This is a genomic window from Gemmatimonadaceae bacterium, assembly GCA_035606695.1.
Lineage (GTDB): Bacteria > Gemmatimonadota > Gemmatimonadetes > Gemmatimonadales > Gemmatimonadaceae > JAQBQB01.
Map to the genome: position 1 here is coordinate 1 of DATNEW010000016.1, position 13,746 is coordinate 13,746.

Sequence of the window (13,746 nt, forward strand, 5' to 3'; positions counted from 1 at the left end):
CTACGCACTCACGCACTCACCCAGTCACGCACTGACTCAGTCAGCCCGCGGCGCCGTCATTCCATCGGGTGCGTTGGGCTGGGAGAATCCGAGCGAGGTGTTGCTCTGTCCCACATCGCCGACCCCGTAGCGCGGTGCGACTGGGGCGCCGATCGCCTGCTTGACCTGATTGGCGATTCCTTCGATACGCTGCTCCACGACGCCGTGGAAGCTCTGGACCACGTGCGAGACGAGATCGTCGAGCACGGTGCCAATGCGACCGCTGGCGCCCCTCGTGGCCGTGACGGTAGCGGCGGCCGCCTTCACGTCGGCGCGCGAGCCGCTGAGCAGGACCCCCGCGCCGACCGCGAGCGCGAGCGCGGGCCATGGGTTGTCGCGCACGAGCTGCGTGACGTTGAGCTTCTGCTCGAGCTGCTCGAGCGTATCCGAGATCCGGTTTCGCGTCAGCTCGATGTCGCGCCGGACGTCAGCCGTTGTTTCAGCCATTCCTTATCCTCCTTGAGCGTCGTCGCCGTTTCATTCGGCGCCAGCGCCGACGGCGACAACCGTGACATGCCACGTTTCGCGAACCACGCGGCCATCGCGCCGGTGATTACCAACACCACGAGCGCCGCCACCCAGTAGAGATCGGCCGGCAACCACTGGTCACCGATCAACAGCACAACGCCGGCGAGCAACGCAAGCGAGCCGAGGAGCAGACAGACTGCTCCTATCGCGACGAACGCCGTGCCTTTACCGATCCCGGCGACCGCGTGCCCGATCTCCAGCTTGGCGAGACGCACTTCCTCTCGAACGAGCGTGGCACTCCCATCCGCGAGCTCGCGGAGGAGAGTGCCAATGCTCCGACGGCCCTCGCGTGAATCCTGTCCGTCGAGCGGCCTGCCCATGCCGCCTCCCTATTTCCGGAAGGCTTTGCCGAGCAAATAGCCGACGCCGACGGCGATCAGCAGCGAACGCCCCGGATGGTCTTTCACCTGGCGCTCGATTCCGGTCTTGAGACCGTCGAGGTCGGCGTCGCGGAGCCAGTCCGCGGTCGCCTGCATTCCACCGGCGACGCGCTCGTTCACCTGCGCCATGCGACCGTCTTCGCTCATCGCGATGCTGCCGCCGCTGACGTCCGCCAGCTGGCCGCTGCCGCGCGCACGCAGTTTGTCGGCGCCCGTCTCGAGCGCATCGGCCAACGAATCCTTCAACGTGCCGGCGCGATCGCGCACCGTCGAACCAACGTCCGCCAACTTTTCCTGCGCGTTCCCGGCGAGATCGCGCGCGCGGTCGGCAAGGCCGCCGCTCTGATTGTCGCTCGAGCCACCAGTGCTTCCCATGCTGCCCGCACTGTCCTGCGACGTTCCCTGCGTCGACTGCGTCGACGAGAAGTTGCTCTCCATTCCCCCATGCTCCTGATGAAAAAGTGGCTGCGCAGGGGCATGTGCAGATGATGTGCCGATCAGCTCTATTCGATCCAGCCTTCGCGGTAGATGAGCGTTCTTCGATACGAACCGAGCCCTGCCGCCAGGAAAATCGCCGCGAGCGCGGTGCCCCCCGCCGTGACGACAGCGAGCGACTTCGCGACGCCCGCGGGGCCGAACACATGGTCGTTGAACAACCCGACGACGAGCGGGCCGATCGTACCAGAAAAAATGGTGAGCACAAAGAAATACACGGCGGCGCTCTGCGCACGCAGCGCGGTCGGCGCCATCTCGGCAGCCGCGGCCGAGGCTGCACCCCACGGAAACGCGGCGAAGAAGTTCACCACCGCCAACGCAATCACCGCCGAGCGACCCGTCGGCATGAGCGAGAATGCCGGCGCCGCGATGACCATGCCGATCGCGCCCACGATTCCAACCAGGATCGGCGCGTCGGTCCGGCCCCGGCGAGCCAACCAATCGCCCAACCAACCACCCGATAGCACGCCCGCGACGCCGATCGTCATCGTGAGCACTCCCATCGTGCGCGCCGCGGCACCCTCGTCCCAGCCATGGGCGCGCGCGAAGAATGTCGGAATCCAGAACGCCAGCGCGAAGTTGACGAGCGCCGAAAAGCCGAAGCCGACGCCATGCGCCAGATACGTACGGCGATTGTCCGCGACGTACTTCACGAGCACCGACAGCGGCGTGTACCGGCCCGCCTGATCGACGTTTCGCCGCGCCGGCTCACGGACGGTCAACAACAACAGCGCGACGATGAGCCCGGGGACGCCGATCGCGATGAATGTCGCCTGCCACGGATGCAGTGTGCCGAGCCCGGGCAGCCGGCCGCTGCTCGACAAGGTGAACACGAGCCCGCCGATGTAATACCCGATTCCGGAGCCGAGAAAGATTCCTAATGAGAAAATGCTCATGGCTCGGCTCAGGCGGTCGCGCGGAAAATAGTCCGCGATCAGCGACACACTCGGCGCGCTGAGCGTGGCCTCTCCGGCCCCGACGCCGATGCGCATGACCATCAGCGACATGAAGCTCCACGTCCACGCCGAGAGCATGCTGAACACGCTCCAGACGGCGGCGCCGCCCGCGATGATGTTGCGGCGGCTCGAACGGTCGGCCAGGCGCGCGATCGGCAGGCCGAGCACCGCGAAAAACAATCCGAACGGCAAGGCCTGGAGGAGACTCGCCTGCGTGTCCGACAGAGCGAAATCCTTCTTGATCGACGGCAAGAGGGTGCCGAGGATTCCGCGATCGACCCAGCCGCTGACGCTGGCGAGGCTGAGGATGGCCACGACATACCACGCGTAGCGCGCGTGGTGGGGACGCGCGTCCGAGGAGGGTGCGGGCATGCCCCAATTATACAGCGAGGGTGTATAGCTTCACGGCATGCGAACGATTCGAACGCTGGTCGCCTCGATCGCGTTGGTCGCCGCCGGCTGCGCACACGCCCGCGTCCCCGCGCCGAGCGGCCTCGAACAATCGACCGCCGCGCGCACCACGGGCAGCGTCCACGAAGATGTGTTCTTCTCCACCGCGCTCGGCGTGCGGAAGCATCTCGCGATCTATCTGCCGCCGTCGTACGCCACGGAATCGACGCGACGCTTTCCTGTCGCCTACTATCTACACGGCCTCGGCGGCACGGAGACGGATTGGTTGGCGAAGGGCAACATCGACGCGACCGCGGATTCGCTGATTGCGTCGGGCACGCCGGAAGTGATCATCGTCATGCCCGACGGCGACGACGGCTGGTACTCGAATTGGGTCGACGAAGTTTCGTTTCGTGCGTGCGCGGACACGCTGCATGGCGAGTCAGCCGATCGATACTGCGTGGCGCACGAACGATACGAGGATTACATCGCGCGCGACGTCGTGCAGTTCATCGACGCGCACTATCGCACGCGCGCGACGCGCGACAGTCGCGGCATCGGCGGCTTGAGCATGGGCGGATACGGCGCGATCGAGCTGGCGTTGTCGCATCCCGACATCTTTGGAGCGGCGGCGAGTCATTCCGGCGTGCTCGCGCCGACGTACACCGGACCGCGTCCCTTCGTTGCGCCGGCGCGATTCGCGACGACGGTCGATGAGATCCGTCCGTCAGCCGGCGGATTCTGGCCGCGCTATCTCCACTATTGGGGAACGAACATCGAGCGGTGGCGCGCCGTCGATCCGGCGCGAACCGCCGAACGCGCGCGGCACTCGGGGCAGCACGTGCCGGCGTTGTACTTCGACTGCGGCAAGGACGATCCATTCGTCGACCAGAATCGCGCGCTCGACAGCGAGCTCAATCGACTCGGCGTGAGTCATGTATATCGCGAGCCACCTGGTGCGCACACGTGGTCGTACTGGAGCACGCACGTCAGCGAAAGTCTGGCGTGGATGGCGCGGCAGCTCAGGTGATTTGTCGGACGTTGAGCGTCGGCATTTGCACGATGGCGTACGTACCTGACGCCACACCGATCCCTGCCTGCTGCATGGCCGCGAGAATCTCGCGGCTCATGGCGTCCTTGAGAACGCGTACGCCGCGCGGATAGGCAACGAAGCGCAGCGACAACTCCTGCCAATTGTCCGTGAGACGCAGGAACACGCGCGGCTCGACGCTCGGGTCTTCGCTGAGAAAATACTTGCCGCGCAAGTCGCTCAACTGCCTGGTCGCCTCGGCCATGATGCTCGCGGTGTGCTTGTGCGCCGTCTCGAGAAGAATGCGCTCGACGACGCGATAGTCGTCGCTATAGGCGATCGGGATGGCCATCTCTTCCCACATGAACGGGAAGTCGCGCGTGTAGTTGTAGACGGGAACGTCGAAGATCTTGTCGTTGGTGATCCGCACGAGCCGTCCCGAATACTGCCGGCCGTGTACCCACATCGACGGGTCGTCTTCTTTCTCGCCGGCCGCCTGGCTCATTTCCATCACCGTCGTCTGCATGAAGCCGAGTGCGATGACGTCGCCGCGTACGCCGCCGATCATGATGCGGTCGCCGACCGTGAAGATGTTTCCGCGCAGAATGATCAGATACCCGGCGAATGCCGTGACGACGCGCTGCAATGCGATCGCCAGGCCGGCCGCGATCCAGCCGCCGATCATCGCCAGCTGGCTCGATGCGCTGAACCAGATCGCGAGCACGACGATCACGAGTCCGGCGAGCGTCAACAGATGCGTCGCCTGCGCGATCCAGAAGCGCGAGCGATCGCGCTTCTTGTTCTGGAGCGCCATGTGTGCGAGGCCGCGAATGAGCGCGGCGCCGATGAGAATGGCGGCGACGAGCCCGACGGTCAGCAGTAGCTTGGTTATCACGCGCGTCGTTCATTCACGCTGCGTGCCAGCCGCGGCCGCCGCTGGTTCGGTCAGCTCGCGGTCGCGGCCTCGAAGGCGGTGGCCGCCACATCGTGAATCGGCGTCGCGACGCCGCGCTCTCGGCCGAGCCGCGATACGGCGCCGGCGAGGATGTCGACTTCGGTCGGACCGCCGCGCTCGAGATCCGCGAGAAAACTGGGCCGAATCGCGGGCTGCACGGCGAGCAGGTCGTCGCGGATACGGGCTTCGTCGTCGGGCGAGAGTGGCGCGTCGCCGCGACGACTCACCGCCGCGATCTCGGCGACGGAGCCGATGATGAGATCGCGGCCGCCCTGCGCGGACAGCGTCGCACCAATGGGCCGGCGACTCAGTCCACACGCGACGGTCATGGGCACGATGAACGCGAACTTGCGCCACAGGTCGAGCTGAATGTCGTCGCTCACCGATGCAGCGACACCGGCGTTCTTCAATGCGTCGGCGAGCCGTTGCGTACGCTCCGTTCGCGAGCGATCGAGCTCGCCGATGACGATGCGGTCGAACTGGCTCCGGCGTTCGACGACGCCCGGCTCGGTCCGAAAGAGACTCACCGCGGCGAGGCCACCCATGATACGCTCGCGCGACACACTCGCCGCGATCAGCCGATTCGCTGCTTCCACACCGTTGAGCAGCGGAACGATGGTCGCGCCGCCGCGCGCACTCGCGGCAATCATCGGCGCGACGTCGGACAACGAGTATCCCTTCACCGAAACGATGACATACTCGCACACGGCGAGCGACGCGCCGTCGTCGGTCGCGATTGGATGCGCGATGAATTGCTCGTTGGGCGCGCGCACCTCGAGGCCGCGCGCCTGAATCGCGCGCAGATGATCGCCGCGTGCGATGAGGTACACTTCATGTCCGGCGCGACTCAGCAGACCGGCGTAGTAGCTGCCGATTCCGCCGGCGCCGACGATTCCAATTTTCATATCTGTGACCGAGAGTTCGTCATTCCGAGCCGAAGGCGAGGAATCTATCGTACAGGTAGAGGGACGACCCTCCGTCGAGATACAAGATTCCTCGCTTCGCTCGGAATGACGGTGGGCTTGCGAGCTACGGCTGGCGGCGACGCGCGGTGATCAGTACGCCGATCTCGTCCGGCCGCGGATTGATGAAGTCGAGGCGCGTCCGTCCGTCGGGGAGCGTCGAGATCGTGGCGGGAATCGCGCTGTTCGTCAGCACCCAGCCGGCCGGAAGCACGACGGCGTTCGCCGGCCGTCCGAAGCTCCGGTCCCACACCAGCTCGTCGCCGACGAGCTTGTAGCGCGCCGTGTCGGTGTAGGTCTCGTACATGCGCAGGCGAATGGACTCCCCCGCGCGCACGGGCGCGAAGTGGAACACGACCGTGTCGAGGCGAATGTCCCACGTGAGCTCTTCGCCGGTGTCGAGATTGCGCGCCCGCGGCTTTGATACGGTGCTGCCCGCGCGCACGACGTTGAGATAGGTGCTCGTGCCAACCCGCGACTCGGTGTAGTCGTGATACAGATCGAACGCGTGCGTTTCCGGCTGTTGCAGAAAGTAGACGATCTCGCGGTTCTGATGCGCGCGCTCGTCCAGCCGCGCCGCGACGCTCGACCGTCCGCCCGCGAAGCGAGACGGCCGCGCGCGGATGGTCACCGCCGCTTCGGACGGCGTGGGATTCCAGAAGCTGATGCCGACGCGTCCATCAGACTCCTGTAATACTTGACTTGGAAAGCTGCTGGAGAGCAGCTCGTATCCCGGAGGCAGCACCACGGCGTTGCGCTTGATGCCCAGCGGCCGAGTGAAGACGAGCGTGTCGCCACGCATGTAGTAGCTCGCCGCGTCCTCGTACGTCTTCACGATCAGGACGCGGCCCTCTCCGCCATCGGACGGTACCGGCCGAGCGAGCCTCACGCGAATGTAGGCCTGCGAGGTGTCGTTGTTGCGCACGCCGCCCGCGCGCGCCACCGCGCTGCCAACGACGTCGAACGCCAACGGCTTCCCCGTCGCGCGGTCGAACACACTCTCGTCCGTCGCGACGCTGCCTTTGCGGATTGGATTGAAGTAGTACGTCGCGCCGGACGTCGACGCCGTCACTTCATAGATGATCTTGAACTTCGCGGATCCCGGCGCCAGAAGCTCGTATCGTGTGTACGCGTCGGACTCCGTTTGCGGCGACTGCGCCGCCGCGACGCGAGCGGCAACGCCGATCGCGATGAAGAGAGCACCGGTTCGCACGAGCGTGGCGGCCATGGCGGCGCGTGCTATTTCTTGCCGCCGGTCACCGAAAACGCCGCGCGCGCGTTGGCGAGCTGCATCTGTTGTTCGGGATTCTTCGCCATGATGTCCGCGAGCAAGGCGGCCATCGGCTCGTCGTCAACGACCGTCGGTTCCGGGCCGAAGCGCTTGCCGTGGCCCATGTGCGTTGGTGGATCGATCAACACCTCGTGCTTGAGCACGATGTCGTTCTTGCCCGATTGCACGCGTACCGCGCAAAACTTCTTGCCCGGCTTTTCCATATAGCTCACACGCACGCCGTCGACGCCCGCCGGCACACTCGGCAGTTCATGGGAGGCGCCGTCGGTGCCCTCGAAGCTCGCGGCGCCAGCCTGCAGCTTGGGGAAATTCCGTTCGAATCCGCCGGCGTAAAGCAAGCAATGACGCATCGTCGCCTCAACAAAGGGAATGGAGTGGGACCGGAGAAGCTACGGTGGCCGCAGGGCGGACGCCATCCTATCTTCGGGTTTAGCCTACGGCCCGCCCTGGAGGATTCATGCGCACCACGCTGGCGAAATCGTTTACCGCATCGGCGCTTTCATGCGCGCTCGCACTGATACCCGTCGCGAGGGTCGCGGCGCAGCAGAACAATCCATGCGCGGACAAGCCGTGCAACGTCGTGTTCGACTGGGGCGGCAGCGCGACGCTTCCCGACCCCGATCGCCACTTCGGTTTGCCGAGCGAGTTGGAGGCGAGCTTCCTGTCGACGTTGCAGTCGGGCGGAATGCACGTCACGGCGGGGCAGGCAGGCTCCCTCGTGATCACGGTGCGGCTCACACCGCAGGACCGGGTGCTCTGCGAAACGATGCCGGGAATGTACCCCGACTATTCGTGTCACACCGTGCAGCGCGCGTCGGTCGTGTTCGCGTCGTCCGACGCATCCGTGAAGCTGCCGGGCCGCGTGGACGTGTCACCGCGGTGCTCCGATCCGGTGCTGCATCCGGCATATGCGGCGTTCGGGCAGTTCGCCGCGCAGACCGTGATCTACACCGTTCTCAACGGCGGGAAGGGCGATCGCCCAACGATCAAGTGCGTGTGAGCGGCCCTAAATGACGAACAGGAGTCGGGCGTCGCGCATGATTTCCCACCCACCCCTCATGACGCGAACACACCGAACTCCTGTCGTCTTTTCACCGCCGAGCGACGTTTGGGGGGCACTCGTCGGTGTCTAGAGAAGGTACGCGGCGCTCCGGACATTCGTGGGTTAAGAATCCACAAAGAGGCCCTTCGCACGCATAGAGATTTCTTCGCGCATCGCGCTTGTCTCGAGCGTGTATCAACACGCGCGTCAGCGCGGTTCAACGAGCGTCGGCGCGTGTCACCGCACGTTCACGCGCGCGAGTGATTGTGACGCCGTCTGCTCGAGCGCGTCCGCTTGCACTTCCGCCGCGGGCAATGTGAGCGAGAACACACTTCCGCCGCCGCTGCGCGGCGCATACGTCACGGCGCCGCCCTGGATTTCCGCGAGCGTCTTCGCGATCGAAAGCCCAAGTCCCGCGCGGCCCGCGTCAGGCGTGGCGCCGGCCGCGCGATAGAACGGCTCGAATACCCGCACGACGTCGTCGGCCGCGATGCCCGGTCCGCGATCGGCCACCGTGAACACCAGCATGTCGCCGTCGCGGCGCGCCGCCAGCTCGATCGGCTGCGACGGCGGCGAATAGCGCGCCGCATTCTCCAGCAGATTGCACAACACGCGCAGCGATTGCGAGAAATCGAATTGTCCAACGAGCGCGGGACTGTCGAGGTCGATCACCGTGCGCAGCTGCCGGTCGACGAACAAGCCGCGCGTTTGACGCACGGCTGCTCCGATCAAGTCTTCGGCGGTGTTGATCTCGGGCGTCGCCGCGAATCCACCGCCCTTGAGCCGCGACAGATCCAGCAAGTCGCTGACGAGCCGCGACAACCGGTCCGCCTGCTCTTCGATCGCGGCCGCGGACCGGTTGCCTTGCATCCCTTCGCTCTGCGCCAACGCCTTGATCGTCGTCAGCGGCGTGCGCAGATCGTGGGACACCGAGGCCAGCACGATGTCCTTCAACCGATCCGCCTCGCGCAACGCCTCGGCATGCTCGGCCTCGGCGACCAGGCGCACGCGGTCGAGCGCGAGCGCGGCGTAGTAGGTGATCGCGTCGAGAAAGCGCAGCTGCGCCGCGTCGAGCCGTACCGGCGACGCGTTGGCGAGCCGCAGCGTCCCGACGGGCCGCTCTTGTACTGAAAGTGGTATGAGAATACTCTTAATCCGGCCGCCGTCCACGGCGCGCTCCCATTGGGCCTCGACACGCTGCGCGGACGGCGCAATCACGCACTCTTCCATGCCCAGGGTGGCGCGAATCACGTCGGCGACGCGCTCGAGCGCATCCGCGGCGCGGCCCGCGCTCAGCGTCTCCGATCCGAGCTTCGCGAGCGACGCCACCTCGACCGCGCGCCGCCGCGCTTCTTCCGCCTCGGCCTGCGCGCGCGCCAGCAGCTGCGTCGACACGAGCGCCGTCAGGAGGAACGCCACCAGCGACAGCAAATCCAGCGGCTTGTCGACCAGCATCGTGCCGTACGGCGGCTGGAAATAATCGATCAGCACGAAGCCGGTGAAGGCGAGCGTCACGCCCAACCGGCGGCCCCCGCTGGCGCTGGCGCCGAGCACGATCAGCAGGTACGTGAGGACGACGTGGACCTGGTCGATCGTGTCGCGCCAATGCGAGATCAGCGCGGTGGCGGCGATCGTCGTCACCACCCAGAACGCCCACGTCAGCGCCGATCGGCGATTGTACGCGATGGTCACCGAGCGTCAGCGAGGCGGGTCGATGCGATAGCCGACGCCGGGCTCCGTGATGATGATCTGCGGCGACGCCGGGTCGAGCTCGATCTTGCGACGAAGATTCGTGATGTGAACGCGCAGATATTGCTGCGGGCTGCCGAACTCGCGTCCCCAGACCGCATCAAAGATCTGTTGGTGCGTCAGCGTGCGTCCCGCGGCCGCGAGCAGCGTCGACAGGATCTGCCATTCGATGGGCGTCAGATGAATCTGCACGCCGTCGCGCGAGACGCGGCGGGAAATCGTATCGACCAACAGTCCGCCAATCGCAACGGGGGCGGCGCCTCCGGCGGCCGCGGCCATCGTCTTGGCGCGCCGGATCTGCGCGCGCGCGCGCGCCGCCAGCTCGAGGACACTGAAGGGCTTGGTGACGTAGTCGTCCGCCCCCGCGTTCAGCAAATCCACTTTCTCGTGCTCGGAGTGCCGCGCCGAGAGGACGATGATCGGCACGGCCGAGCGCCGCCGAATCTGCCGGCACACCTCGGCGCCCGCCATGTCCGGCAAGCCCAGATCGAGCACGACGAGATCCGGCCGTCCGCTCGTCGCGGCGTCCACTCCACTCGATCCGCTCGCGGCTTCGTCGACGCGCGACGTCACATCGCGCAGCGCGTCGCGAACCGCCAGACGAATCTGGGGCTCATCGTCGATGACCAGTACGAGATCGGCATCCGCCATGCTGCTATCACCCGGTGAGATGGTTCCACGTTCCATGACCATGCCACCAAGACTATTGGTCACGGTACGGCTCGCATCCGGTGTGTACATTTCTTAATGTAGCCCTCGGCACCGCGGTACCCTGGGCATCGCCCGCCGTCGCGCTCATCAAGACTCTCCGCGTGCCGCGGCCCCAGGCGGCACGGATTCTTCCATGAATCCCGGTATGAGGAGTGGGCGCATGCGACAGTCCCGAATTACCCTGGTTCTCGCCGTCATCATCGTCAGTATGGCGGCTTGCGATGTTTCGACGTCTCCGCACGTGGCCGCTATCGTGGGCAACAGCGCGACGGCTTCGAGCTCCACACTGACGATTACGCCGGTCACCGCACAAATGCTCGTCGGCGGCTCAACGCAATTCAGAACCAACGCGCCGGCGAATTTGCTGACGTCGCTGCAGTGGAGCACGTCGCAGCCCAACGTCGCCGCCGTCAACAACACCGGTTTGGTCACCGCGCTCGGCGCGGGAACGACGACCGTTTCGGTTCGGTATTCATTTGATACGACGACCGTCGCCAACGCGACGGTGACGGTGACCGGCACAGCCGGCGCCAATACAGGTCCGACAACAATGCCCCCAGGCAATCCATGAAATCGAAGACGGCACCGCGCTCTCATTCGCGTACCCCGGCGGGCTCCGCGGAGTCAGGGCCCGCGCACGACCATTATCACCGCGAGAAGGCGCGGCGCGCGAAGCAGGCGCGACCCGAGAGCGAGGCCATGGCCGCGGCGAAGCGCGAGTATCTCGCGTTGCTCGCGGCCGACGCCGCGAAGGGCAAGGGCGGCCGGCCGAAGAAAAAGGCGGTGAAGCCGGATGCCGGCGAAGAAGAGATCGACGAGACCGACGAGAGCGACGAAGGAGAAGCGCTCGACGAGAAATGACCGCTCGTCCGATGACGGAGCTGAGCGCGAGCGACCGGCGGATCGAACGCAGCCGTCAGTCGCTCGAGCTTTTGCTCGAGACATTCTTTCGTCCGGGCGACTGGGCCGCGCGGCTGAGCTATCAGGCTGGTCTCCAGGGCCGCCTGCGCACGGTCGAACACATGATCGATCTCGGCCGGTTGGCGGCGGACCCTTCGCGTGCTCCCTTGCGCCTCGCCTTCGCGTCTGACTTTCACGCCGGCGCGACGACGGATCCGAGAATGCTCGCCGCCGCCTGCGACGCGCTCGCCGCGTTCGAGCCTGACGTCCTGCTTCTCGGCGGCGATTTCGTGTCGGTGCGTGCGTCGTATGTGAACCGACTGGCGCCGCGCCTCGCCGCCATCAATCCGCCGCTCGGGAAGTTCGCGGTGCTTGGCAATCACGATCTGCGCGCCAACCACGCGCTGGTGACGGCTGCGCTCGTCGGCGCCGGAGTCCGGATGCTGACGAATACGTATCATGCGCTGCCCCAGCCGTTCGAGGACATCACGCTCTGCGGGTTGGATGACGCGACCCGGGGTGACCCGAGGCCGGATCTGTCGCTCGACGCCGCGACCGGAAACGGAAAGCGTATCGTACTGATGCATTCGCCCGAGGGATTGAAGGCCATGGGCGAGCGGCCGTTCGATCTCGCCTTGTGCGGGCACACGCATGGCGGGCAGGTGGTCCTCCCTTGGGGAACACCTCTGTTCGTGCCCGGGGGGCACCTGAATCGACGCTATCACGCCGGTGAATTCGCGCTCTCCAACGGGCGCCGGCTGCTCGTGAGCAACGGCGTCGGATGCAGCACCATTCCGCTGCGCGTGTTCGCAGCGCCCGAGGTGCATTTGTGCTTTATTGTATGAGTGCGCCTCGACCGTAAGCTCCTGCTCATCGCTCCGACAATCGTGCTCGCGTGTGTCACCGCCGGGATCATCTACGCGGCGGTGCAGCTGCACGTGCTCAGCAGCGTCGGCGACACCTGGAAGGATCGGAACGATTTCATCACCGCGGTCGAGCGCGGCGAGAAGCCGCTGACCGAACGTCAGGCGATCGGCGTGTTGCGCCTTTCGCTCGACGTCGAGGCACGGCGCACCGCCGCGATCACGGCGAGCCGCGATCTGCTCGGCTGGCTTGCCGGCATCGCCGCGGTGGCGTGCGTGACACTCGCGTTCGGCGTTCGCTCAGTGCCCCGCGAGCATTGGCCCCGCATCGCGCTGGGCCGGCGGGCCGACGCATGAGGAATTTGGCGCTCGGACTCGCGGCGGTGTGTGCGTGCCATGCGGCGTTCGCCGCGGGTCAGCCGCCGATGCCGCGCGAGACGCTGCCGTTCGTTCGCCTGGCGACGCGCCCCGTCGCATTCGCGGAATACAGTGGCTTGAGCGACTCGGTGCACGCCGTCGTGCGCGACAGCGCGGCGTGGCGGGCGCTCTGGGATCGCATCAACGCGCCGTTCTTTCCGCGCCCCGTGCTTCCGGCGGTCGATTTCCAGCGCGAGATGATCGTCGTCGCCGCCATGGGAAGGCAGCCAAGTGGTGGCTATGATATCGTCATCGACGGCGCGACCGAGGACTCGAGCGGCATCGAGATCTCGGTCAGACGAACCGTTCCTGGTGAACGGTGTCTCATGAGCGCAGCGGTGACGGACCCGGTCGATTTGGCAAGAATTCCAGCGAGCGGCAAGCCCGTGCGCTTTCGCGAGCGCGAACTCAGCGTTCCCTGTGGAGGACGAGTTCCATGAGCTGGACGCGTACGTGCCTGGTGTTGCTGGTGCTGGCGATGACGCTCACCGTTCCCTCGGTCACGCACGCGCAGCGCTGTCGCGGATGCGAGCCCGAAGACACGCTGCCGCACGGTCATATCTGGCCGGCGCTCGGCGTCCACGTCGGCACGCCGCAGAAAGCCTCGGCGGCGCTTGGCGTCGTGATCGGCGAGGTCTGGCAGAAGGAAGGCCATGAGCATTCTCGTAATCTCGCGCTGTTCGCGGAGCCGGGGATTTCGGCGGGCCGTGCGTCACTGGCGTACCTCGATCACGGATACGGCAGCTTTGGCTCGGGCTTTGGTGTTGCCGCGACGGTGCTGCGCACGTGGAAGGATCCGTGGACGGTCAAACCGAACGTGACCTACGTCGGCGGCGACGTCATTCTCTGGCCCATCCTGTTCACCGGGCCGCGCATCGGCGTGTTTCGGAGTGTGTCGGGGCTGGAGACGTCGCGAAAGTGGTTCGTGAGCCTGGACATCGGCATCGGGCTCTGAGGCCGAACCGCGAAGCGGCTGTCATTCCGAGCGAAGCGGCTGTCATTCCGAGCGAAGCGAGGAATCTTGTATACCGATAGAGG

The 13,746-nt window shown here is 66.0% G+C and carries 18 protein-coding genes; 8 read left to right on the forward strand and 10 right to left on the reverse strand.

Annotation, left to right across the window (positions count from 1 at the left end; genetic code table 11):
- Positions 1 to 36: 36 nt before the first annotated feature.
- The 4 genes from VN706_06240 to VN706_06255 form a co-directional block, all read right to left on the reverse strand.
- Positions 37 to 486 (reverse strand): DUF3618 domain-containing protein, encoded by a 450-nt coding sequence (locus VN706_06240; protein HXT15209.1) that lies wholly within the window; start codon positions 484 to 486, stop codon positions 37 to 39.
- Positions 444 to 887, reverse strand: a complete 444-nt coding sequence (locus VN706_06245; GenBank protein ID HXT15210.1) for a phage holin family protein — start codon at positions 885 to 887, stop codon at positions 444 to 446. The genes VN706_06240 and VN706_06245 overlap by 43 nt, the downstream gene beginning before the upstream one ends.
- Positions 888 to 896: 9 nt before the next feature.
- The gene (locus VN706_06250) at positions 897 to 1,385 is read right to left on the reverse strand and encodes a hypothetical protein (GenBank protein ID HXT15211.1); all 489 of its coding nucleotides are present in this window, start codon (positions 1,383 to 1,385) and stop codon (positions 897 to 899) included.
- 65 nt (positions 1,386 to 1,450) lie between these two features.
- The gene (locus VN706_06255; GenBank protein ID HXT15212.1) at positions 1,451 to 2,770 is read right to left on the reverse strand and encodes an MFS transporter; all 1,320 of its coding nucleotides are present in this window, start codon (positions 2,768 to 2,770) and stop codon (positions 1,451 to 1,453) included.
- Between the two features lie 37 nt (positions 2,771 to 2,807).
- Here VN706_06255 and VN706_06260 point away from each other — a divergent pair, with 37 nt between their 5' ends.
- Complete coding sequence (locus tag VN706_06260; protein ID HXT15213.1) at positions 2,808 to 3,818, forward strand: alpha/beta hydrolase family protein; 1,011 nt, start codon at positions 2,808 to 2,810, stop codon at positions 3,816 to 3,818.
- Here VN706_06260 and VN706_06265 read toward each other — a convergent pair.
- The 4 genes from VN706_06265 to VN706_06280 form a co-directional block, all read right to left on the reverse strand.
- A complete protein-coding gene (locus VN706_06265) occupies positions 3,811 to 4,713 on the reverse strand; it encodes a mechanosensitive ion channel domain-containing protein (protein ID HXT15214.1) in 903 nt (300 codons plus the stop codon). The two genes, VN706_06260 and VN706_06265, sit on opposite strands and share 8 nt — an antisense overlap.
- 50 nt (positions 4,714 to 4,763) lie before the next feature.
- A complete protein-coding gene (locus tag VN706_06270) occupies positions 4,764 to 5,678 on the reverse strand; it encodes a 2-dehydropantoate 2-reductase (protein ID HXT15215.1) in 915 nt (304 codons plus the stop codon).
- A gap of 124 nt (positions 5,679 to 5,802) precedes the next feature.
- Entirely contained in the window at positions 5,803 to 6,963 is a 1,161-nt protein-coding gene (locus tag VN706_06275; GenBank protein HXT15216.1) for a hypothetical protein, read from the reverse strand.
- 11 nt (positions 6,964 to 6,974) lie between these two features.
- On the reverse strand, positions 6,975 to 7,376 hold the full coding sequence (locus VN706_06280; GenBank protein ID HXT15217.1) for a hypothetical protein: 402 nt from the start codon (positions 7,374 to 7,376) through the stop codon (positions 6,975 to 6,977).
- A gap of 107 nt (positions 7,377 to 7,483) precedes the next feature.
- Here VN706_06280 and VN706_06285 point away from each other — a divergent pair, with 107 nt between their 5' ends.
- Positions 7,484 to 8,026 carry a hypothetical protein gene (locus VN706_06285; GenBank protein HXT15218.1) on the forward strand — a complete coding sequence of 181 codons (543 nt, stop codon included), beginning with the start codon at positions 7,484 to 7,486 and terminating at the stop codon, positions 8,024 to 8,026.
- A gap of 279 nt (positions 8,027 to 8,305) precedes the next feature.
- Here the strand turns inward: VN706_06285 and VN706_06290 are convergent, their stop codons facing one another.
- Positions 8,306 to 9,760, reverse strand: a complete 1,455-nt coding sequence (locus VN706_06290) for an ATP-binding protein (protein HXT15219.1) — start codon at positions 9,758 to 9,760, stop codon at positions 8,306 to 8,308.
- A gap of 6 nt (positions 9,761 to 9,766) precedes the next feature.
- A complete protein-coding gene (locus VN706_06295) occupies positions 9,767 to 10,531 on the reverse strand; it encodes a response regulator transcription factor (GenBank protein HXT15220.1) in 765 nt (254 codons plus the stop codon).
- Between the two features lie 157 nt (positions 10,532 to 10,688).
- On the opposite strand from VN706_06295, the gene VN706_06300 reads away from it, so the two are divergent.
- The 6 genes from VN706_06300 to VN706_06325 are packed head-to-tail and all read left to right on the forward strand — an operon-like array spanning position 10,689 to position 13,663.
- Entirely contained in the window at positions 10,689 to 11,099 is a 411-nt protein-coding gene (locus VN706_06300) for an Ig-like domain-containing protein (GenBank protein ID HXT15221.1), read from the forward strand.
- On the forward strand, positions 11,096 to 11,389 hold the full coding sequence (locus VN706_06305) for a hypothetical protein (GenBank protein HXT15222.1): 294 nt from the start codon (positions 11,096 to 11,098) through the stop codon (positions 11,387 to 11,389). The genes VN706_06300 and VN706_06305 overlap by 4 nt, the downstream gene beginning before the upstream one ends.
- Positions 11,386 to 12,273 (forward strand): metallophosphoesterase, encoded by an 888-nt coding sequence (locus VN706_06310; protein HXT15223.1) that lies wholly within the window; start codon positions 11,386 to 11,388, stop codon positions 12,271 to 12,273. Before VN706_06305 ends, VN706_06310 begins: the two co-directional genes overlap by 4 nt.
- The gene (locus VN706_06315; GenBank protein ID HXT15224.1) at positions 12,274 to 12,648 is read left to right on the forward strand and encodes a hypothetical protein; all 375 of its coding nucleotides are present in this window, start codon (positions 12,274 to 12,276) and stop codon (positions 12,646 to 12,648) included.
- Positions 12,645 to 13,148 carry a protease complex subunit PrcB family protein gene (locus VN706_06320; GenBank protein ID HXT15225.1) on the forward strand — a complete coding sequence of 168 codons (504 nt, stop codon included), beginning with the start codon at positions 12,645 to 12,647 and terminating at the stop codon, positions 13,146 to 13,148. The genes VN706_06315 and VN706_06320 overlap by 4 nt, the downstream gene beginning before the upstream one ends.
- On the forward strand, positions 13,145 to 13,663 hold the full coding sequence (locus VN706_06325) for a hypothetical protein (protein HXT15226.1): 519 nt from the start codon (positions 13,145 to 13,147) through the stop codon (positions 13,661 to 13,663). Before VN706_06320 ends, VN706_06325 begins: the two co-directional genes overlap by 4 nt.
- Positions 13,664 to 13,746 lie beyond the last annotated feature (83 nt).

Excerpts from the sequence above, each read along its gene's own strand:
- VN706_06240 (HXT15209.1), bottom strand. The coding sequence starts at position 486 with ATGGCTGAAACAACGGCTGACGTCCGGCGCGACATCGAGCTGACGCGA.
- VN706_06285 (HXT15218.1), top strand. The coding sequence starts at position 7,484 with ATGCGCACCACGCTGGCGAAATCGTTTACCGCATCGGCGCTTTCATGC.
- VN706_06250 (HXT15211.1), bottom strand. The coding sequence starts at position 1,385 with ATGGAGAGCAACTTCTCGTCGACGCAGTCGACGCAGGGAACGTCGCAG.
- VN706_06275 (HXT15216.1), bottom strand. The coding sequence starts at position 6,963 with ATGGCCGCCACGCTCGTGCGAACCGGTGCTCTCTTCATCGCGATCGGC.
- VN706_06255 (HXT15212.1), bottom strand. The coding sequence starts at position 2,770 with ATGCCCGCACCCTCCTCGGACGCGCGTCCCCACCACGCGCGCTACGCG.
- VN706_06245 (HXT15210.1), bottom strand. The coding sequence starts at position 887 with ATGGGCAGGCCGCTCGACGGACAGGATTCACGCGAGGGCCGTCGGAGC.
- VN706_06300 (HXT15221.1), top strand. The coding sequence starts at position 10,689 with ATGCGACAGTCCCGAATTACCCTGGTTCTCGCCGTCATCATCGTCAGT.
- VN706_06260 (HXT15213.1), top strand. The coding sequence starts at position 2,808 with ATGCGAACGATTCGAACGCTGGTCGCCTCGATCGCGTTGGTCGCCGCC.
- VN706_06310 (HXT15223.1), top strand. The coding sequence starts at position 11,386 with ATGACCGCTCGTCCGATGACGGAGCTGAGCGCGAGCGACCGGCGGATC.
- VN706_06305 (HXT15222.1), top strand. The coding sequence starts at position 11,096 with ATGAAATCGAAGACGGCACCGCGCTCTCATTCGCGTACCCCGGCGGGC.
- VN706_06280 (HXT15217.1), bottom strand. The coding sequence starts at position 7,376 with ATGCGTCATTGCTTGCTTTACGCCGGCGGATTCGAACGGAATTTCCCC.
- VN706_06320 (HXT15225.1), top strand. The coding sequence starts at position 12,645 with ATGAGGAATTTGGCGCTCGGACTCGCGGCGGTGTGTGCGTGCCATGCG.
- VN706_06270 (HXT15215.1), bottom strand. The coding sequence starts at position 5,678 with ATGAAAATTGGAATCGTCGGCGCCGGCGGAATCGGCAGCTACTACGCC.
- VN706_06325 (HXT15226.1), top strand. The coding sequence starts at position 13,145 with ATGAGCTGGACGCGTACGTGCCTGGTGTTGCTGGTGCTGGCGATGACG.